Source organism: Rhodococcus sp. BP-349, assembly GCF_019835845.1.
Lineage (GTDB): Bacteria > Actinomycetota > Actinomycetes > Mycobacteriales > Mycobacteriaceae > Rhodococcoides.
The window spans coordinates 199,475-219,089 of record NZ_JABUDR010000001.1; the positions used below are offsets into that span (position 1 = coordinate 199,475).

Sequence of the window (19,615 nt, forward strand, 5' to 3'; positions counted from 1 at the left end):
CCCACCCGGCACCGCCGCGCCTAGCGCGGCGGTGCCGTCAGCCCGGGGATCGCCGGAAGGGTGACCCCGGGCGGCAGCGCCGGAAGTTGGATTCCCGGTGCCGGTGTCGCCGGCGCGGCTCGGACCGATCCGTCGCTGATGTAGAGGGTGACCGTCGATCCCGGAATGGCCGAGCCCGAGGGTGACGTGCTGACCACGGTGCCCCGACCCTCCGACGACGCGGTGGTCGCCACCTGCACACGGAACCCTGCGGCCTGCAGCTGCGAGGTCGCGGAGTTCTGCGTCAGACCCGTCACGTCGGGAACTTGGCCGTTGGCCGATCCGCGCACGTACTTCTGGTCGACGGCCGGGAGTCCGACGTCGCCGAAGCTCGTGGCCACCGGGTCCATCGCGTCGTACCAGGTCCGTGCGGGCTCGTTGCCGCCGAAGAGGTTGCCCGAACCACAGGGGCGCAGCGGGAACGAGCAGATCTCGCTGGGAGTCGGAGAGTCGCCGTAGGTGTAGGCCGCGGCTGCGTACCGATTGGTGAATCCGAGGAATCCCGAGGACCGGTGCGATTCGGTGGTGCCCGTCTTGCCGGACATGGGCAGCGACCAGCCCACCGAACTCGCGGCGGCCGCGGACGTGCCGCCGGCCTGATCGTCCTTGCTCATCGCGTTGGCCAGTGTGTTCGCCAGTCCCGGTTCCACGACCTGCTCGCACGCCTGCTGCGTGACGGGGATCTGCTTACCACTGCGATCGAAGACGCTGTCGATCGGGTTGGGCGGGCACCACTTGCCACCGGACGCGAGAGTCGCGGCCACGTTCGACAGTTCCAGCGGATTGACGTACGTCGGTCCGAGTGTGAAGGAGCCGAGGTTGGCCTCCTTCTGGTAATCGGCGAGGCTCTGGTCCGTGCCCTGGCCGGCCGTGCCGGGCAAGGTGTACGAGCGCAGACCCAGGCGAACCGCCATGTCGACCGTCGGGGTGACACCGACCGACTCGATCAACTTCACGAACGCGGTGTTGGGGGACTGTGCCAGCGCGTCGGTCACGGAGAGCGACTGCGGGTAGTTACCGGCGTTGGTGACGCAGTACGTCGACGGAGGGCACCCGCGTGCGCCGCCGTCACCGAGTCCCTTCACCTCGACGCGGTTGGGTACCTGCAGGACAGCGGACGTACCGAGCCCCTTCTCCATCGCGGCGGCGGTGGTGAAGATCTTGAAGATCGATCCGGCCCCGCTGCCCACCAGGGAGTAGGGCTGCGGCTGCACGGTCTCGTTGGCGTCGCCGTTCAAGCCGTAGCGGCGGGACGAACCCATCGCGAGAATGCGGTGCGAGTCCTGCCCCGGCGCGATCACGTTCATGACCGTCGCGACGCCGTCGAGGTCCGGGCTGCTGTTCCCCGACAGTGCGGCGCTGGTGGAGGACTGCACTGCCGGGTCGAGCGTGGTCTTGATCAGGTAGCCGCCCTTGTCCACTTGATCCTTGCTGATTCCGGCGTCGGCCAGGTACTGCAGCGCGTAGTCACAGAAGAAACCGCGGTCACCCGCGGCGATGCAGCCGCGCGGCAACTGGTTGGGTTCCGGCAGGACACCGAGCGGCTCGGCCTTGGCGGCCTCGATCTCCGCCGCCCGGTCCGGGATGTTCTGAATCATCGTGTCGAGAACGGTGTTCCGTCGTTCCATCACGCCGTCGTAGTTCGTGTACGGGTTCAGGGCGGAGCTGGACTGCACCATGCCCGCGAGCATCGCCGCCTGCGTCAGGCTCAGCTGGCTCGCGTCGATTCCGAAGTACGTCTGCGCGGCGTTCTGGATGCCGTAGGACGAGTTACCGAACGGCACCAGGTTGAGGTAGCGCGTGAGGATCTCGTCCTTGGTCAGCTGCTTGTCCAGCGTCAGCGCCATGCGGATCTCGCGGATCTTGCGCGCGGGAGTGGTCTCGATGGCGGCGCGGCGCTCGGCGTCCGTCTTGGCGACGACGAGCAGTTGGTAGTTCTTCACGTACTGCTGATCCAGGGTGGACGCGCCCTGCTCCACCTGGCCGCTGGTGGTGTTGGTGAGGAAGGCGCGCACCGTGCCCTGCCAGTCGACGCCCTCGTGCTCGGCGAACCGGCGGTCCTCGATGGAGACGATGGCGAGCTTCATCTCATTGGAGATCTGGTCGCTCGGCACCTCGAAGCGTCGTTGCTCGTACAGCCACGCGATGGGGTTGCCCGCGGAGTCCACCATCGTGGACACGGCGGGCACTGTTCCCTCCACGAGTTCCGCGGAGACGTTGTCCACGGTGTCGGCGGCGCGGTTGGACGCGAATCCGAACCCGCCGGCGAGCGGGAACATGACTCCGGCGAGCAGCGCGCCGGCCAGGGCGGAGCACCCGGCGAGTTTGGCGACAGTCTTGGCGATCGGCACGAACAACAGAGTACGTGGCTCCTCGGAGACACAGCCCGTACCGGACATGTGGACGCCTGACCTGCCCCGATGTGACCGATCGCACGGGCGTACCAGAAAAGTGATCCCCCACCTTGCTTCCCGCGCGGCCTTTCCCCTACATTGATGGACACGATGTGATTCAGATAACAATCACATCAGTTAGTGGGGTGCTCCTCAGTTTGCTGTGCAGCGTGAGCTGCGTCGGCGGCTGGGACGCCCGGAACGCCAGGGACACGGTGTTCGCCGACGGTAAGGGGTCACGAATGCACACAGGAACGCCGAATGCAGCGCTCGACATCGGGGAAGCCGAAGCGCGCATCGCATGGGTATCGCAGGCGCGATGCCGGGGAGTGGATCCCGATCAACTGTTCGTCCGCGGCGCCGCGCAGCGCAAGGCCGCCACGATCTGCCGCCATTGCCCCGTGCTCATGCAGTGTGGAGCGGACGCCCTCGACAACCGTGTCGAGTTCGGCGTCTGGGGCGGCATGACCGAGCGTCAGCGCCGCGCTCTGATCAAGCAGCACCCCGAGGTGGACTCCTGGGCCGAGTTCTTCGAGACCCAGCGTCACCACCAGTCGGCTGTCTGACCCGTGCCGCCGCCGGGCGACCGGCCACGGTCTCTGTGATCTCCCACCGCAATGTCCGATCCGCGGTGGGAGATCTCTCGTCGCATCGCATGAACACTTCGTGAACGCCCGGCCACACGTCGGGACCGGTTCGGGGTGCGGAGCGTCTGTCACGCTCGCCCGCGTCGCTCGGCGACACCAGACAGCGCGGACCAATCGGACTCGGGTCGAGTCTGTGTGCCTCGCACCGTAATCGGTCGTATCGGAAGAAGCGTGACGCACGGTCGCTCGGCCGCCACGCTCCTGCGAGCAGGCATCGAAGCCTCTGACCTGTATCGACGTCGACACCACCCCGCGGCGTGTGCGCCCGGCCGCCGCCGTACCGGTCGTGCTCCGTGCCGAACCGGACCGGCCGTTCGGTGGCCCGGCCGCCCGGCCGTCCGTGCGGTGTCACACCCCCCGCGGTTCGCTTTCCGTTGTCTCGCACGTCGATTGACACCGCCCGCCCCTGACCGTTGAATCCTGCTCGGCACTCGCCGCTTCGAAGGATCCGACGATCAGCGCGGATTCGCTCCCACTGCGAAAAGGACTCGACGGGCATGAAGATGAACAAGATCGCGGTTGTCGCCGCGATGACGATCGTGTCGCTGGGCACCGCCTCCGCGACCGCGTACGCCGATCCGGCCGCCGCCGCCGCTCCCGAGGTGCACTGGAACGCCGTGGCCGCGGGCACCGGGCTGCTCGTGACCACCGACTCGGGAACTCTGAGCAACGAGAACAACCACCTGATCATTCGCGACGACTCGGGCGTCGTCGTCGACTCCGTGCCGCTGGCTCTCGCCGTCGACGGGCTGGCGCATCCCGTGTCCGCTCAGGTCGAAGGCAACACCGCGACCCTCGCTGTCGACGCCGCTGCGCCCACCACGCCGGTCTACGACATCCCGGGCCTGAATCAGGTCGACCTGCCCGCCGCGGTCGCCGGCGTCAAGGACAACCTGTCGCTCACCGCCACCGTCGGTGGATTCCTCGGTGCTGCAACCGGTCTCGTGGGCGGATGCCTCCTCGGTGCGGCAGCCGCCGGCGTCGTCTCCGCTCCCGTCGCGCTGCTCTTCGGCGCGGGTCCGATCGCCGGGTGCATCGGTGGCGCCCTGCTGCTCGGCGCTGGAGGATCCCTCGCCGGTACGGCCGTCGGTGGTCTCGGTTCCGCCGTGGCCAATGCGCAGCAGTTCGTCACTCTGCTCCAGGCGCCGCCCGCAGCGAAGAAGTAGTCACACCGGTGCGAGTACTTCTGGTCGGTCTCGCCGTCCTCTGCTCGTTCGTTCTCGGCGGCGGGGCACTGGCCTCCGCCGCCGAGCGCGTGGAGCTGGGCGGGGGTTCGGGACTCGTCCTGACGCAGGACGGACGACAGACCCTGTGCACGCTCAACGTGATCGGTGCGGACACCGCCGGGCGCACCATCGGGCTCACCGCAGGTCACTGTGGGCGGGTCGGTGACACCGTGGCGAGCGAGAGCGACTCCGCCGCAGGAGATGTGGGCTTCGTCGTCGCGGCCCTGCCCGCGTACGACACGGCGATCATCGAGTTCGACGCGGAGCGGGTGGCTCCGGTGGCCTCTGTCGGCAGCACCACCATCACGACTGTCGGGGATCCCGCACGCTTGGCCGAGACCGTGTGCAAGCAGGGGCGTACGACCGGTGCGACGTGCGGACCCTCCTACGGTGACGTCCTGAACTCCCAGCAGGTGTTCGCGCAGGTGTGCGTGAACGCAGGGGATTCCGGAGCACCGGTGATGCGAGGGACCTCGGTGGTCGGCATGGTGAACGCCTACCTGGTGGCGCCCTGCATCGGCCCCGCCGTCGTCACCGACCTGGCGTCGATCCTGCATGCGATCGACGAGAGCGGCGGCCCCGGCGCGGGCCTGCGTCTCACCGCCTGAGCCCGAAGGCTCAGGCGGTGCCCGTCAGCTGATCGGCGACGGCACGCAGAGCGTCGAGATCGGACACCTCGAACGGCAGTGAGGGCACCCCCACGACCGGAACGCGGGGGTGCGCGGCGGTGAAACGACGCAGCAGTCCGATCTCGCGCTTCGCGGTCACGGCCCGATGCGCGTGCACGCGAAGCACTCCCGCGGCCAGAGCGGCCTCGGGGGTGCCTTCGGCGTCCAGCTGGTCCGCGGCGGTGACGGCGTGGTCGGACGGCAGCGAGCTCAGCGTCGGGTGCGTGCGATTGAGCACCAGTCCGGCCAACGGCATGCCGTCCTCGGACAGGCGGGTGACGAAGAAGGACGCCTCCCTCAGCGCGTCGGGCTCCGCGGCCGCGACGACGACGAAGTGGGTCCCGTCCTGACGCAGCAGGTCGTACGTGTGGCGTGCACGTTCACGGAAGCCGCCGAACATCGAGTCCAGCGACTGCACGAAAGCGGAAGCGTCGGAGAGCATCTGGCTGCCGACGATGGAGGAGACGCCGCGCATCGCGAGACCCACGGCACCGGTGACCACCCGGCCCAGCCCGCGGCCCGGGGCCATCAGCAGCTTGATCATGCGGCCGTCCAGGAACGAGCCCAGACGCTGCGGGGCATCGAGGAAGTCCAGCGCGTTGCGCGACGGTGGCGTGTCCACGACCACGAGATCCCAGTCGCCACTGGCCGCGAGCTGCCCCAGCTTCTCCATCGCCATGTACTCCTGCGTCCCCGAGAAGGACGACGCCACAGTCTGGTAGAAGGAGTTGTCCAGGATCTGCTGAGCCTTCTCCGGCGTCGAGTGCTCCATGACCATCTCGTCGAACGTCCGACGCATGTTGAGCATCATCGCGTGCAGTTCGCCGGTCGCGCCGGGTCCGAGAGCGACCGGCTGCGGAGTGTTGTCCAGCTCGCCGACGCCGAGAGCCTGGGCCAGCCGCCGTGCGGGATCGATCGTCAGCACGACGACCCGGCGCCCGTTCTCCGCGGCCCGCAACGCCATCGACGCCGCGGTCGTGGTCTTGCCGACACCGCCGGACCCGCAGCACACGACGATCCGTGACGACGGATCGTCCAGGATGGACCCGATGTCGAGAGTGGGGACGGTGCTCATCGCACTCCCTGTTCCGTGAGGTGGTGGGCGAGCTCGTACAGTCCGCCGAGGTCCATCCCGTCGGCCAGTGCCGGGAGCGTCAGGCGCGGCACCGCGAGGTCACCGAGACGCTGTTCGCTCTCGCGCTGAGCGGCGAGCCTCGACGCGTGCTCGATGGACTCGGTCAGCAGGCCGGCGAAGTCGTCCTCCGACAGCGTGATTCCGGCATCCGCGAGCTTCTTCTCGATCGCGGCGGCGTCGAGACTCCCGGAGGCCGCCTCGTCGAGCGCCTCCGCCGGGAGGAACGACTCCTCGGTGCGGTTCACGATCACGGTGCCCAGTCGGAGATCGGCTGCCGCGAGTTCTGCGGCGGCATCGGCGGTCTCCTGCACCGGCAGCGCCTCGAGCAGCGTCACCAGGTGCACCAGCGTCTGCTCGGAGTGGAGCAGCTTCACCACACCCTCGCTCTGCGATCGGACCGGGCCGGTCTTGGCGAGATCGCGCATCGCCGTCGTCACGTCCAGGAAGCTCCCGATACGGCCCGTCGGCGGTGAGTCGACGACGATCTCGTCGTAGAGCAGGCGACCGTTCTTCTCGGTGCGAACCGCGCGCTCCTTCACCTTGCCGGTGAGGAGCACGTCGCGCAGACCGGGCGCGATGGTGGTGGCGAACTCGATGGCACCCACCCGCCGCATCGCCCGGCCGGCGAAGCCGAGGTTGTAGAACATGTCGAGGTACTCGAGGAACGCGGTCTCGATGTCGATTGCCAGCGCGTACACCTCACCACCGCCGTCGGCGGAGGCCACCTTGGTGTCCACCGGACTCAGCGGCGGGACGTCGAAGAGCTGGGCGATGCCCTGGCGCCCCTCGACCTCGACCAGCAGAACCTTGCGCCCACCTGCGGCGAGGGCCAGGGCGAGCGCGGCGGCGACGGTGCTCTTGCCCGTCCCACCCTTGCCCGAGACGAAGTGCAGTCGCGCGCGGTCCGCTCCGGGCGGCCATCCTCGCTCCGCCTGGGGGATCGATCCGGTGGGGTGCGACGTCGCACCTGCTGTCTCCGACACGTCCTCGACCTTACTGACCCGGTGCGCTATAGGCTCCTGCCATGAGCGCATCGACGACGTGGGAATACTTCACCGCACCCCTGCTGATCCACAACACCAAGGCCATCCTCGACAACTTCGGCGCCGACGGCTGGGAGCTGGTCACGGTCATGCCCGGCCCCACCGGCGAGAACCTGGTCGCCTACTTCAAGCGCCCGAAGAGCTGACATGGGTGTGACGGAGAAGCTCGCCGAGCTCGGGCTGACCCTTCCGCCCGTCGTGCCGCCGGTGGCGTCGTACGTTCCCGCAGTGCGGTCGGGAGACCACGTCTTCACCTCGGGCCAGCTGCCCATGGTGGACGGCGCGCTGACCGCCACCGGCAAGGTGGGAGCCGAGGTGTCGGCCGAGGACGCGACCGCCGCCGCCCGCGTCTGTGCATTGAACGCACTGGCTGCGGTCGACGCACTGGTCGGCATCGACTCGGTCGTCCGCATCGTCAAGGTCGTCGGATTCGTCGCGTCGGCACCGGGATTCACCGGTCAGCCCGGCGTGATCAACGGTGCCTCGAACCTGCTCGGTGAGCTGTTCGGCGACGCCGGCATCCACGCTCGGTCGGCTGTCGGAGTCGCCGAACTGCCCCTCGGCGCAGCCGTCGAGGTGGAGATGATCGTCGAGGTCGCACCTGCCTGACGGGGCGAGTCACCGGCCGCTCGCCACGAGGGTCCGGCACTGCTCGATGACGCGCTGCAGAGCGAGTCCGCGATGTGCCGAGCACCCGTGGCGGGTGCCGGTCCGGACGGACTCCAGGAACTCGTCGAGCAGCACCGCGTAACACCGGTCGGGTGGCGTCGTGCGGTCCGACAACTCGACCAGCCCGCCCGGTCCGCTCGCGCCGACCCGCAGCACGGACGGGCGCACGGGCGTCCGCATGGACAGCGTCACCAGGCTCGTCCGGACGCCACCGGTGCTCTCGTGCTGCAGAGCCAGCGACCACGTGTCGGACGCTTCGTCGCGCCTCGCCCACGCCACGGACTCGATCGGTCCGAGCACTTCCATCGCGAGATCGAGGACGTGCGGGCCCACGTCCATGAGGGCGCCGCCCTCCTGCCGCCATGTCGAGCCGGCGTAGTCGCCGCCGAGCAGAGCACCGGACAGCCAGGTCGCCGTCACGGTCGCGACCCCGGTGCCGCGCACGGCGTCGAGGAAGGCTCGGGTCTCGGGCGCGAATCGCCGCGTCAGAGTGACCATCGACGAGACCCCGGCCTCGTCGATCGCGGCGACGAGAGTGGCCGCATCCGCCGCGGAACCTGCGATCGGCTTGTCCAACAACACATGTCGACCCGCGGCAGTCGCCCGGAGGGCGAGATCGAACTGCACCTCGGGGGGTACCGCGAACGCGACGGCGTCGACCGACTCGATCAGGGCGTCGACGTCGTCGACGTACGGCACCTCGGGAGCCGTGTGTGTCGCGGCGTCGGGACGACGGGCCCAGATGCCGGCGAACTCCACGTCGGGGTGCGCGGTGAGTGCGGGTGCCGCGGCCTGACGAGCCCAGGGTCCGGCACCGATCAGACCGATTCTCATGCTGGGAGCCTAGGTTCTCCCCCGGTCGGGATCGAACCTGCGTCTGCTGCCTGGCACAGTGGTCGCATGGCGGAGAAGGATCCCTCGGCATCGGAGAAGCACCCCGCGTACGGACGGCTGCGGCGCGTGACGTCGACCGCGTCCGTCCTCCTGGCAGAGAACCCCGGGAAGATGACGCTGGACGGCACGAACACGTGGATTCTGCGAGCCCCGGGTCACGAGCAGTGCATCGTGGTCGATCCGGGCCCGCGGTCCCGGTCGCACGTCGATCGCATCGCGGAGCAGGGTCGCGTCGCGCTGATCCTGATCACCCATCGCCATCACGATCACACGGGCGGTATCGCCCGGCTGCACCGGCTGACGTCCGCACCGGTGCGTGCGGTCACGTCGGCGTGTCTCCGAGGTGACTCCGCACCCCTGGTGGACGGCGAGGTGATCGCGGCTGCCGGGGTGGAGCTCACCGTCGCGGCGACACCGGGCCACACCGCAGACTCGGTCAGCCTGGTCCTCGACGACGCGGTGCTGACCGGCGACACCATTCTCGGTGCCGGATCGACCGTCCTGGACGGGAAGGACGGGGATCTCGGGGACTACCTGGCCTCACTCGACCGACTAGAACAACTCGGCGAGGGACGCGTCGCGCTGCCCGGCCACGGACCGGACCAGCCCGACACCGCGGTACTTGCCCGCGACTACCGGGCCCATCGCGAACAGAGGCTCGATCAGGTGCGGGCGGCGCTCGACGTCCTCGGACCCGACGCCACCCCCCTGAGGGTGGTGCGTCACGTCTACGCGGACGTCGACAAGAAGCTGTGGCCCGCGGCGCGGATGTCGGTCAAGGCCCAGCTGACGTATCTGCGCGGTTAGCGCGCGCGCCGAGCGAGTCGCTCGGAGTCCGAGATGAGCACGCTCTTGCCCTCGAGGCGGAGCCAGCCGCGGTGCGCGAAGTCGGCGAGCGCCTTGTTCACGGTCTCGCGCGAGGCGCCGACGAGCTGAGCGATCTCCTCCTGCGTGAGGTCGTGGACGACGCGCAGCGAGCCGGCCTCCTGGGTGCCGAAACGCTGTGCGAGCTGCAGCAGTGCCTTGGCGACGCGGCCGGGAACATCGGTGAAGATGAGATCGGCCAGGCTGTTGTTGGTACGGCGCAACCGGCGGGCGAGTACACGGAGCAGCTGTTCGGCGATCTCGGGGCGCTGATCGATCCAGGCCTTCAGGGCGTCGCGATCCATGCTCACCGCGCGCACCTCGGTGACCGTGGTGGCGGTGGAGGTGCGGGGGCCGGGATCGAAGATCGAGAGCTCACCGAACATGTCCGACGGACCCATGATGGTCAGCAGGTTCTCGCGACCGTCGGGGGAGCGGCGGCCGAGCTTCACCTTGCCGCTGACGATGATGTACAGCCGATCGCCGGGCTCTCCCTCGTTGAAGACCACGTGGCCACGCGGGAAATCGACCGGTTGCAGCTGCTTGGTCAGCGCCGACACCGCAGACGGCTCGACCCCCTGGAAGATGCCGGCTCGTGCCAGTACCTCGTCCACGTGTACTCCCTTGCCCTGAAAGATCGGCAGATCTACGAATGTGTCGTCTTCATGTGTCCGGTCGGAGTCTACGTCGCCGGGCGGCCACAGGAGTGATCACAGCCACCCTCGACGCGTCGGCGTCGGACCGGGGCCGTGTCGGCAGGTGCTCAGCTGGCGCGGCGTGCCCTGTCGTCGAGAAGTGCGACGTCCTCCTCCATGACGTCGCCACCGCGGCGACGTCGGGTGCGGAAGCGTGCGAGAGCGTTCGGGAAACCTTCCGCGGCCAGGGTGGCGACCTCGGCGGAACTGGCGGCGTCCAGAAATTCCTGGACCTCCTGCTCGCGGACTCCTGCGCGGTTCAGCCGCGCCTCGAAGCGCTCCATGGCGAGGGCGAACAGCATCAGCAAGACCGGGAACAGAACCACAGCGAGTGCTTGCATACCGAGGAGTAAACACTGTCGACGTCTCGAAAAGAACACGGCGGGGTCACCGGTGCGGACACGACCGGAGCGTGCTGTCGGGGGCGTTCCGTAGAGTCGTGGCGTGCAGAAATCAGCCGCCGGTCCCTCTCACGTGGGCAAACGGGACGAGTCCGCCCTCGCGCTCACGCGCCGGGCACGCCGGATGAATCGCAGCCTCGGCGTGGTCTTCCCGCACGTCTACTGCGAGTTGGACTTCACCACTCCGCTCGAGCTGGCGGTGGCCACCATCCTGTCCGCGCAGTGCACCGACAAGAGGGTCAACGAGACCACGCCGGCACTCTTCGCGAAGTACCGCTCGGCCCGTGACTACGCCGAGGCGGACCGGACGGAGCTCGAGGAGTACATCCGGTCCACCGGCTTCTACCGCAACAAGGCCAACTCCCTCATCGGGCTGGGGCGCGAGCTGCTCGAGCGGTACGACGGGGAGGTTCCCGCGTCGTTGAAGGAGTTGGTGACGCTGCCCGGTATCGGGCGCAAGACGGCCAACGTGGTTCTGGGCAATGCGTTCGACATTCCCGGCATCACGGTCGACACCCACTTCGGCCGACTCGTCCGCCGCTGGGCCTGGACCGAGGAGGAGGATCCGGTCAAGGTCGAGCACGCCATCGGTGCGCTGATCCCGCGCAAGGAGTGGACGATCCTGTCCCACCGCGTGATCTTCCACGGCCGCCGCGTGTGCCATTCGCGGACGCCGGCGTGCGGTGTCTGCCTGCTGGCGAAGGACTGCCCGTCGTACGGGCTGGGGCCGACCGACCCCGTCAAGGCCGCGGCGTTGGTGAAGGGGCCGGAGACGGACCACATCCTCGCCCTGGCCGGCATCGAGACGTGAGCAGGTCGTCCGCGGCGAGGTGGAGCCTGGCCGCGCTCGTGGTGGTCGTCGCCCTCATCGTCGCCATCTGGCCGCGCGGGGACGATTCGACGGGACCGACGAGCTTCGCCGACTACCGCGACACCTTCGGCGCGGCGCCCACCGACGACGCGACGGACACGGAGCTGGCCCCCTTGCGCGCCGAGGCCGCGCTCGCCGCGTGCCCCGTGCCGACGTCCGGCGCCCCGGCGCCCGCCGGCCCACTGGCCGGTCTGCGCATCACCTGCCTGGCCGACGGAGCGCCGGTCGATCTCGGTGCGGCCGTCGCCGGCACACCGACTCTGCTCAACCTGTGGGCCTACTGGTGCGGCCCGTGCGCGGAGGAACTGCCGTATGTGCAGCAGTACGCCGAGCGTGCGGGCGGTGCCGTTACCGTGGTGACGGTGCACGAGGATCCCCGCCAGGGCAACGCCCTGACCCGACTGGCCGACTACGGCGTCCGACTACCCGGCGTGCAGGATCCGTCCGCTGCCGTCGCCGCTGCCGTCGGAGCTCCGGCCGTGTTGCCCGTCAGCGTGCTGCTCGCCGCCGACGGATCCGTCGCCGCGGTTCTCCCGCAGCCGTTCCGCTCCGTCGACGAGATCGCGGACGCCGTGCGCACCCACCTCGGAGTCTCGGCGTGACGGATCCCGCGGGCACGCCGCCGTGGCTGTCCCGTCTGGCCGCCGTGCACACCGTGCGCGACGACGCGAGCAACCCGGTGATCGCCCGCCACGCACCGGACGGAGCGACGGGCAGACCGGCCGCGGTGCTGGTGCTCTTCGGCGGGCGGCCCGACGCGGCGGAGTTGCCCACCGACGCCACCGTGCTGCTGACTCAACGTGCGTCCTCGCTGCGGCAACATCGCGGTCAGGTCGCCTTTCCCGGCGGCGCAGCCGATCCCGGCGACGACGGACCGGTCGGGACCGCTCTGCGGGAGGCGCAGGAGGAGACCGGCGTGGACCCGGACGGCGTGGAGCCGCTCACCGTCCTCGACTCCATCTTCGTGCCCCCGTCGGGCTTCGAGGTGACGCCGGTGATCGCCTACTGGCGCGTCCCGAGCGAGGTGTCCGTCGTGGACACCGCCGAGACGGAGCGTGTGGTGGCCGTGCCGCTCACCGACCTTCTCGATCCGGTGAACAGATTCGTGGTGCGCCACCCCCTCGGTTATCGAGGCCCGGCGTTCGCAGTGGGAGGAATGCTCGTGTGGGGTTTCACGGCCGGAGTGTTGTCCGGCGTCCTCGAGACGGCGGGCTGGGGTGCCCCCTGGGACACCGAGGACGTCCGGGACCTCGAGACGTCGCTCGCCGCCGTCGGTGAGGAGTTGCACCCGTGACGGGATCGACCTGGCTCGACATCGGAGTGGCGCTGGTGGCGTTGCTCGCGGCGTCGTCGGGATGGCGGCAGGGTGCGGTCGCCTCCGCCTTCGCGTTCTTCGGCGTCGTCCTCGGTGCCGTCGCCGGCATCCTTCTCGCGCCGCGCGTGCTCGACCACGTCGAGGAGGGTCGGATGCGCGTGCTCGTCGGCGTCGCGCTGATCGTCGTCATGGTGATCGTCGGCGAGATCGCGGGCATGGTGCTGGGCCGGGCGTTGCGCAGCGGAATCCACAGCCCGGCCGCGCGTTCGGTGGACAGTGTCATCGGCGCCGGTCTGCAGGCGGTGGCCGTGCTCGTCGCGGCCTGGTTGTTGGCCGTGCCACTCACCGCGGCGTCGCAACCGCAGATCGCCGCGGCCGTGCGTGGATCGTCGATCCTCGGCGCGGTGGACGACGTGGCTCCAGAGTGGGTTCGCGAGATCCCCAACGAGTTCTCGGCCCTGCTCGACACGTCGGGCCTCCCCGACGTCATCGGTCCTTTCGGTCGCACGCCCGTGGCCGAGGTGGGACCGCCGGATCCGAGCGTGCTGGCGTCGCCGATCGCGGCGGACCTCCAGGACAGCGTGCTGCGAATCCGTGGTATCGCCGAGAGTTGCCAGAAGGCGCTCGAGGGTTCCGGCTTCGTCATCGGGCCGGGCCGGGTCATCACCAACGCGCACGTGGTCGCCGGCACGTCGTCGGTGGCCGTCGACACCGCGGACGGCCCGCTCGACGCGGACGTCGTCCTGTTCGATCCCGCCGTCGACATCGCGGTGCTCAGCGTGCCGGATCTGACTGCCGACGTCCTGCCCTTCGCGACGGAGCCTGCGGAGTCGGGAACCGACGCAGTGGTCCTCGGGTACCCCGGGGGTGGCCCGTACACGGCGTCGTCCGCGCGGGTGCGCGAGACGCTGAACCTCACCGGGCCGAACATCTACCGCACAGGGACGGTGGACCGAGAGGTCTACACCGTGCGCGGATCGATTCGGCAGGGCAACTCCGGAGGACCCCTGGTGGCCACCGACGGCACCGTTCTCGGCGTCGTCTTCGGCGCCGCGGTCGACAACTCCGATACCGGATTCGTGTTGACCGCAGCAGAAGTCGCCGACGAGGTGGCAACGGGGCTGCAGAACGGGCAACCCGCCGGTACGGGATCCTGCGTGGGGTGACGATGCGTCGGCTGTCACGTTGTGACGCGCTCGCACCGCGTACCGTGACCACGACGGTGACGAGGGGATGCGGTACTCCGTCACGTGGTGAGCCATGAGGGTGTGATTCGGGGGCATGATCGTGTGGCCGATTGGTTCTGCGATTCGCGGGGAAACATCCAACGGTGGCCCACACGTCCGTCGTGCGGGGTCGGGATGTGACGGATGACGGTGACGACGGGAGACGAGACGAGGATGGGCCGCCGCGGCGGTCGGCAGCTGAAGGCGGCCGGCAACCACTTCGACACGCGGTCGAAGGCGGTCATGGCAAGCGCGTCCGGCGCGCTGCCCCTGCTCATCATCGCGATTCTCCAGCCCACATTCCTGCGGCCGGGCACCCTGCCCGTTCTGATGGTCATCGTGGCCTTCACGGTGGTCACGGTCGGTATCACCCTCCGTTCGGGACGTCTGTCCGATCGGCAGTTCACCGTGTTGGGATCGGGCGGCATGGTCGGCGTGGCCATCTCGGCCTATCTGATCGCCGATCCGTCCGGGTCCCGCGCGGTCACGGCGATGCTGGCCGTCGTGCCCGCCATCGCGGCGTCCGGATCCCCGCCGAAGGTCACCATCTCGCTCACGGGTGCCGCTGTGGTCATGGCGACGGCACTGAGCATCAACGGCTCGGAGGGCGCGGTGCGGTTCGTCGCCGCCGGCGCCGCGGTCACCACCGTGGTGGTGCCGGCGGTGTTGATCGCCACGATGCGCAGTTCGCTCGAATCGGTGACCGCCCGCCTCGAGACTCTGGCCAACACCGATCCGCTCACCGGGCTGCTCAACCGCCGCGGCATGCTGCCCCGAGTGGGCGTGATGCTCGCGGAGGCGTCGCAGAACGACGACGCCATCGTCGTGTCGCTCGTCGACGTCGACCACTTCAAGTCCGTCAACGACACTCGCGGGCACGCCGCCGGGGACGTCGTGCTCACGACGGTCGCCGAGGCGATCGCGGCCTGCGTCCCCGAGGACGCGGTGGTCGCCCGACTGGGCGGTGAGGAGTTCCTGGTGCTCGGACTCAGCACGTCCGTCGCGGCACTCGAGGAGAGGGTGCTCGAGAGCGTCCGCTCTGCGTGCGATGTCACCGTCAGTATCGGTGTGGCGCAGGCGAACGTGGTATTCGACGACAGAGGTGGCAACGACGTCGAGGCCACCCTGGACCGACTGACCTACGCAGCCGATCGCGCGCTGTACGCGGCGAAGACCGCGGGCCGTGATCGGGTGGCTTTCGCTGTGGAGGACGTCGTCCGGTGGTCACCGACCGTGACGCCGGTGCAGCGTCGCGACAAGACGGAACCCCATCGGTGACGGTAGAGGAATGAGCATGAACGAACATCGCGTCCTGGACCCGACCGATTCGGGCGATCACGAGATTCTCGGTCGCCTGCTGTCGGAGATGGGCGGCGACGCGATCCTGGACACCACTGCCGAGCAGCTGCGGTCGCTCGGCGCGCTGTTGCCCACACCGCCGTCCGAGCTTCTCGACGAGCCGACCCGCTGGGTGCACTACCCCTGGCGTCGCTCGCTCGTGCGGGTGCTCGGTCCGCGCGGATTCCGATTGCTCCGACTGGACCGGAATCGCAACAAGATCACCGTCGACGAGCAGGATGCCGCACGGCGTCTCCGCATCGGTGTCGTGGGTCTGAGCGTCGGCCACGCGGTGGCGCACACCCTCGCGCTCGAAGGGCTGTGCGGCGAGCTCCGGTTGGCCGACTTCGACGAACTGGACCTGTCGAACCTCAACCGCGTCCCGGCCTCGGTCTTCGATCTCGGGGTGAACAAGGCGGTGCTGGCGGCTCGCCGCATCGCCGAACTGGATCCGTACCTCGAGGTGACGACGTTCCCGACGGGTATCGACCAGGCGACGACGGACGCCTTCCTCGCCGATCTCGACATCGTCGTCGAGGAGTGCGACTCGATCGACGCGAAGGTGTTGGTGCGGCAGGAGTGCCGTCGCCGCGGGATTCCCGTGATCATGGAGACCAGCGACGGGGGCGTGCTCGACATCGAGCGCTACGACCTCGAGCCCGACCGACCGTACTTCCACGGGTTGCTCGGCGACGTCGACGCCGCGGCGGTCGCGGGGATGACGCCGCGGGAGAAGGCGCCACTGGCGGGGCGCATCCTCGAGATGGAGCGCATCACGCCGCGCATGGCGGCATCGTTGCCGGACATCGGTACGACGTTGTCGACGTGGCCGCAGTTGGGGAGTGACGTGGCGCTGGGCGGCGCGTCGGTGGCCGCTGTGGTGCGGTTGTTCGGGCGCGGGACACCGCCTCCGTCGGGACGCGTCCGTGTCGGTCTCGAGGCGATCATCGAGAGCACCCTCGTCGACCCCTACAAGGGCTGACCGCTCGCTCGGAGATGGCGCAGCAGAACGTCGGTGACCTCGTCCGGGCGTTCCTGGTGCACGTAGTGCCCCGATCCCGTCACGCGATGCTCCACGAGCTGCGGTGCCCAGTGGGAGTCGCGGCGCGCCGTTGTCGGCAGGACGTACGGGTCGGCGGATCCCAGGATCTGCAGCGCCGGTAGATCGACGGTCCGGTCGATCGCGGCGCGGAAGCGGCGTCCGTCGGAACGGAACTGGCTGCGGAACGCCCAGCGCTGATACTCCAGCGTGCTGTGCGCGACGCCGGGGATCCGGATGGCCGACCGCATCCTCGACACGACGTCCCCGAACTCCTCGGACGACTGCCACTGCGCGGACGAGCGCGCGCGGACGAGTCGTTCCACCTCGGCACCGTCGTCGGCGACGAGCGTCCTCTCCGGAGCCAGCGGAACCTGGTAGCGCAGGAACGACGGCAGCAGCGCCGAACGTTGCGCCGTGTCCCGGATCGCCGCTCGCCGCAACGAGATCGGATGGGGTGAGGCGATCAGCGAGATCGAGCGGACCGCGCGAGGATGCAGCGCCGCGGTCGCCCAGCACACGAGTCCGCCGTCGGCGTGCCCGACAAGATCCGCCTCGGAGTGTCCGAGCGCGCGAACGAGGCCGGAGACGTCACCGGCGAGGGTCCAGCCGTCGTAGCCGCGAGGCGGCTTGTCGCTGTCGCCGTAGCCCCGCAGATCCACCGCCACGGCGTGATAGCCGGCGGCGCCGAGAGCGGTCAGCTGATGGCGCCACGACCACCACAGGTCGGCGAAACCATGGACGAGGATGACCAGCGGTGCGGGTCGGTTCGTATCAGGGCGTTCCGGGTCGGCAGACGTCGAGGTGTCTGCCTCGGCGATGTGGAACCGGATGCCGTTGGCGCGGATGTCGCGGTGCTGCCACGGGCCGGGATATCGGACGGTCGACGGGTCGGGTGCGGCCACTGTCGTCGGTACGCGGGCGCGGTGTCAGCGCGAGAGCGGGGCGCGCACGTCGAGCGCGTCCAGCTGCTTCTTCGGCGCTGCGCCGTCGCCCTGGCCCGGCAGCACCGAGGAGGCCGCCTTCAGCGAGTCGATGGTCTTCTCGGGCTTGCGGAGCTTCTTCACCCGGAGGTAGCCGAGGAACGCGAGCAGCGCCGTGATGACCACCATGACGAGGAAGACGATGAGGAATGCGAGCCACCGGGTGACCCACACGTTGAGCAGCTCCGCGAGGAAGAAGAAGAAGAAGAACGAGCTGAAGATGAGGACCGCGAGCGCGAGGATGAAGAGGACGCTGCCCTGCAGGCCCTTCTTGATCTCGCCGGTGACCTCGGCCTTCGCCAGCTCGACCTCGGCGCGAACCAGCGTGGAGACCTGCGTCGTCGCGTCCTTGACCAGCGTGCCGATGCTGGCCGTGGCGGGGTTGCTGCGACTGTCGACGTCCGTCAGCGGGATCGAGGAGATACTGGCCGGAGCGGTCGTCCGACCGCTCGTGTCGGTGCCTCGGCTGCTGCTCACGTGCAAGTCCCTTCGAAGATGTTCGTCGCGCTCGACAGTGATCGTCCGGCGATACCGGCCAACCCTATGTCCTTACCCGTTCGGGGCTCACACTATCGCCGCCGGGCGGGGCCGGTCCCGCCGGACGTCGGTCCCCGCGTGGTGAGCGCTCACGAACCGAGTGGCCGGTATCGGCCCTCACGTCACGATGCGTCGGGTAACTTCCTGCTGACGAACCCGCCTCCCAACAGGAGAAACCCGTGACAAGCACTTCCGCGGACCGCGTTCCGAACCCCGACGGTTCGAACATCGCCGGTCCGGACACCGATCTCGATGCAGTGGACGGCGTACCTCGCAGTCGCATCGTGGTCGCCTCGATGGTCGGAACCTCCATCGAGTTCTTCGACTTCTACATCTATGCCACCGCCGCCGTCCTCGTCTTCCCCCGGCTGTTCTTCCCCGCGGGCAACGACACGACGGCCCTGCTCGCGTCCTTCGCGACGTTCGGCCTCGCCTTCGTCGCCCGCCCCATCGGTTCGGTGCTCTTCGGACACTTCGGTGACCGCATCGGCCGGAAGGCGACCCTGGTCGGGTCCCTGCTCACCATGGGCGTCGCGACCTTCCTCATCGGTCTGCTGCCGACGTACGACAGCGTGGGCATCATCGCCCCGATGTTGTTGGCGCTCATGCGTTTCACGCAGGGTGTCGGCCTGGGCGGCGAGTGGTCGGGCGCTGCACTGCTCGCCACCGAGACCGCCAAGGAGGGCAAGCGGGCCTGGGCCGCGATGTGGCCCCAGCTCGGCGCGCCCATCGGCTTCCTGATGGCCAACGGCATCTTCCTCATCCTGACGTTGTCGATGGACTACGACTCCAAGACGTCCGGATCGGACCACGCCTTCCTCACGTGGGGATGGCGTGTGCCCTTCCTGCTGAGCGCGATCATGGTGATCATCGGCCTCTACGTGCGACTCAAGCTCGAGGAGACACCGGTGTTCAAGCGCGCCGTGGCCAACGGCCAGCGCGTCAAGACGCCGGTGGCAGAAGTCTTCAAGACCAGTTGGCGTCCGCTGATCCTGGGCACGTTCGTCATGCTCGCGACGTACACGCTGTTCTACGTCATGACGACGTGGGTGGTCAGCTACGGCACCGGCAAGGTAGTCGATCACAGCGGTGTCGCCGTGACCATCGCCTACACCGACTTCCTCGGTCTGCAGCTCATCTCGGTGTTGTTCTTCGCCGCATTCGTCCCCGTCTCGGGATGGCTCGCCGATCGGTTCGGCCGCCGCATCACGCTGATCGTCATCACCACCGCGATCATCCTGTTCGGCCTGTCGTTCAAGTGGTTCGCCGCTCCCGAGTCCGCGACCGAGAGCCGGATGCTGCTGTTCATGTGCGTCGGGCTGGCGCTGATGGGTCTGACCTTCGGACCGATGAGTGCTGTACTGCCGGAGCTGTTCCCGACCAACGTGCGCTACACCGGATCGGGAATCTCGTACAACACCGCCAGCATCCTGGGTGCTGCTGTGGCACCGTTCATCGCGACCTGGCTGGTGAACTCCTACGGCGTCGCGTGGGTGGGCGTGTACCTGGCCGTCGCCGCGGCACTGACGCTGTTCGCACTCGTCGTCATGAAGGAGACGCGCGGACGCGATCTCGACACCGTGTCCTGACGGACTGCCGACAGCAGAGAGGGGCTCGTGCACTCGGTGCACG

General features: G+C 68.9%; 21 protein-coding genes. 13 read left to right on the top strand and 8 right to left on the bottom strand.

Annotated features, from left to right (window positions below; all coding sequences use genetic code 11):
- Nucleotides 1-20: 20 nt before the first annotated feature.
- Nucleotides 21-2,390, bottom strand: coding sequence for a transglycosylase domain-containing protein (locus HQ325_RS00920; RefSeq protein ID WP_308014203.1), 2,370 nt, complete (start codon nucleotides 2,388-2,390; stop codon nucleotides 21-23).
- Between the two features lie 284 nt (nucleotides 2,391-2,674).
- On the opposite strand from HQ325_RS00920, the gene HQ325_RS00925 reads away from it, so the two are divergent.
- From HQ325_RS00925 to HQ325_RS00935, 3 genes are all read left to right on the top strand, one after another.
- Complete coding sequence (locus HQ325_RS00925) at nucleotides 2,675-2,998, top strand: WhiB family transcriptional regulator (RefSeq protein ID WP_027506681.1); 324 nt, start codon at nucleotides 2,675-2,677, stop codon at nucleotides 2,996-2,998.
- A 578-nt stretch (nucleotides 2,999-3,576) separates the two neighbouring features.
- Nucleotides 3,577-4,245, top strand: coding sequence for a hypothetical protein (locus HQ325_RS00930; RefSeq protein WP_222626325.1), 669 nt, complete (start codon nucleotides 3,577-3,579; stop codon nucleotides 4,243-4,245).
- Between the two features lie 8 nt (nucleotides 4,246-4,253).
- Complete coding sequence (locus HQ325_RS00935; RefSeq protein WP_222626326.1) at nucleotides 4,254-4,913, top strand: S1 family peptidase; 660 nt, start codon at nucleotides 4,254-4,256, stop codon at nucleotides 4,911-4,913.
- Nucleotides 4,914-4,923: 10 nt separating this feature from the next.
- Here HQ325_RS00935 and HQ325_RS00940 read toward each other — a convergent pair whose 3' ends face one another.
- Together HQ325_RS00940 and HQ325_RS00945 are read right to left on the bottom strand one after the other, a co-directional pair.
- Nucleotides 4,924-6,048: an ArsA family ATPase gene (locus HQ325_RS00940; RefSeq protein ID WP_222626327.1), complete on the bottom strand. Its 1,125-nt coding sequence runs from the start codon at nucleotides 6,046-6,048 to the stop codon at nucleotides 4,924-4,926.
- On the bottom strand, nucleotides 6,045-7,091 hold the full coding sequence (locus HQ325_RS00945; protein WP_308117883.1) for an ArsA-related P-loop ATPase: 1,047 nt from the start codon (nucleotides 7,089-7,091) through the stop codon (nucleotides 6,045-6,047). Before HQ325_RS00945 ends, HQ325_RS00940 begins: the two co-directional genes overlap by 4 nt.
- A gap of 41 nt (nucleotides 7,092-7,132) precedes the next feature.
- On the opposite strand from HQ325_RS00945, the gene HQ325_RS00950 reads away from it, so the two are divergent.
- Both HQ325_RS00950 and HQ325_RS00955 read left to right on the top strand, forming a co-directional pair.
- Nucleotides 7,133-7,297, top strand: coding sequence for a hypothetical protein (locus HQ325_RS00950; protein ID WP_197027831.1), 165 nt, complete (start codon nucleotides 7,133-7,135; stop codon nucleotides 7,295-7,297).
- Between the two features lies 1 nt (nucleotide 7,298).
- Nucleotides 7,299-7,760: a RidA family protein gene (locus tag HQ325_RS00955; RefSeq protein ID WP_222626329.1), complete on the top strand. Its 462-nt coding sequence runs from the start codon at nucleotides 7,299-7,301 to the stop codon at nucleotides 7,758-7,760.
- A 9-nt stretch (nucleotides 7,761-7,769) separates the two neighbouring features.
- Here HQ325_RS00955 and HQ325_RS00960 read toward each other — a convergent pair whose 3' ends face one another.
- Nucleotides 7,770-8,654, bottom strand: coding sequence for a Gfo/Idh/MocA family protein (locus tag HQ325_RS00960; RefSeq protein ID WP_222626330.1), 885 nt, complete (start codon nucleotides 8,652-8,654; stop codon nucleotides 7,770-7,772).
- A 66-nt stretch (nucleotides 8,655-8,720) separates the two neighbouring features.
- Between HQ325_RS00960 and HQ325_RS00965 the strand changes: the two genes are divergently transcribed.
- Nucleotides 8,721-9,521, top strand: a complete 801-nt coding sequence (locus tag HQ325_RS00965) for an MBL fold metallo-hydrolase (protein ID WP_222626331.1) — start codon at nucleotides 8,721-8,723, stop codon at nucleotides 9,519-9,521.
- On the opposite strand, the gene HQ325_RS00970 is transcribed toward HQ325_RS00965, so the two are convergent.
- Together HQ325_RS00970 and HQ325_RS00975 are read right to left on the bottom strand one after the other, a co-directional pair.
- Nucleotides 9,518-10,192: a Crp/Fnr family transcriptional regulator gene (locus HQ325_RS00970; protein ID WP_027506688.1), complete on the bottom strand. Its 675-nt coding sequence runs from the start codon at nucleotides 10,190-10,192 to the stop codon at nucleotides 9,518-9,520. The two genes, HQ325_RS00965 and HQ325_RS00970, sit on opposite strands and share 4 nt — an antisense overlap.
- Nucleotides 10,193-10,341: 149 nt before the next feature.
- Nucleotides 10,342-10,614: a hypothetical protein gene (locus HQ325_RS00975; protein WP_027506689.1), complete on the bottom strand. Its 273-nt coding sequence runs from the start codon at nucleotides 10,612-10,614 to the stop codon at nucleotides 10,342-10,344.
- 184 nt (nucleotides 10,615-10,798) lie between these two features.
- Here HQ325_RS00975 and nth point away from each other — a divergent pair, with 184 nt between their 5' ends.
- The 6 genes from nth (at nucleotide 10,799) to HQ325_RS01005 (ending at nucleotide 16,406) form a co-directional block, all read left to right on the top strand.
- The gene (gene nth / locus HQ325_RS00980) at nucleotides 10,799-11,485 is read left to right on the top strand and encodes an endonuclease III (protein ID WP_222628736.1); all 687 of its coding nucleotides are present in this window, start codon (nucleotides 10,799-10,801) and stop codon (nucleotides 11,483-11,485) included.
- Nucleotides 11,482-12,147 (top strand): TlpA disulfide reductase family protein, encoded by a 666-nt coding sequence (locus HQ325_RS00985; RefSeq protein WP_222626332.1) that lies wholly within the window; start codon nucleotides 11,482-11,484, stop codon nucleotides 12,145-12,147. The genes nth and HQ325_RS00985 overlap by 4 nt, the downstream gene beginning before the upstream one ends.
- Entirely contained in the window at nucleotides 12,144-12,839 is a 696-nt protein-coding gene (locus HQ325_RS00990; RefSeq protein WP_374107175.1) for a CoA pyrophosphatase, read from the top strand. Before HQ325_RS00985 ends, HQ325_RS00990 begins: the two co-directional genes overlap by 4 nt.
- Nucleotides 12,836-14,026: a MarP family serine protease gene (locus tag HQ325_RS00995; protein ID WP_222626333.1), complete on the top strand. Its 1,191-nt coding sequence runs from the start codon at nucleotides 12,836-12,838 to the stop codon at nucleotides 14,024-14,026. The genes HQ325_RS00990 and HQ325_RS00995 overlap by 4 nt, the downstream gene beginning before the upstream one ends.
- Before the next feature lie 210 nt (nucleotides 14,027-14,236).
- Entirely contained in the window at nucleotides 14,237-15,364 is a 1,128-nt protein-coding gene (locus HQ325_RS22730) for a GGDEF domain-containing protein (RefSeq protein ID WP_222626334.1), read from the top strand.
- A 16-nt stretch (nucleotides 15,365-15,380) separates the two neighbouring features.
- Nucleotides 15,381-16,406, top strand: a complete 1,026-nt coding sequence (locus HQ325_RS01005; protein ID WP_222626335.1) for an Rv1355c family protein — start codon at nucleotides 15,381-15,383, stop codon at nucleotides 16,404-16,406.
- Here HQ325_RS01005 and HQ325_RS01010 read toward each other — a convergent pair.
- Nucleotides 16,394-17,368 (bottom strand): alpha/beta fold hydrolase, encoded by a 975-nt coding sequence (locus tag HQ325_RS01010; protein ID WP_222626336.1) that lies wholly within the window; start codon nucleotides 17,366-17,368, stop codon nucleotides 16,394-16,396. The genes HQ325_RS01005 and HQ325_RS01010 overlap by 13 nt on opposite strands.
- A gap of 24 nt (nucleotides 17,369-17,392) precedes the next feature.
- Nucleotides 17,393-17,923, bottom strand: a complete 531-nt coding sequence (locus tag HQ325_RS01015; RefSeq protein WP_222626337.1) for a phage holin family protein — start codon at nucleotides 17,921-17,923, stop codon at nucleotides 17,393-17,395.
- Nucleotides 17,924-18,279: 356 nt separating this feature from the next.
- On the opposite strand from HQ325_RS01015, the gene HQ325_RS01020 reads away from it, so the two are divergent.
- The gene (locus HQ325_RS01020; protein WP_222628740.1) at nucleotides 18,280-19,572 is read left to right on the top strand and encodes an MFS transporter; all 1,293 of its coding nucleotides are present in this window, start codon (nucleotides 18,280-18,282) and stop codon (nucleotides 19,570-19,572) included.
- Nucleotides 19,573-19,615: the final 43 nt, after the last annotated feature.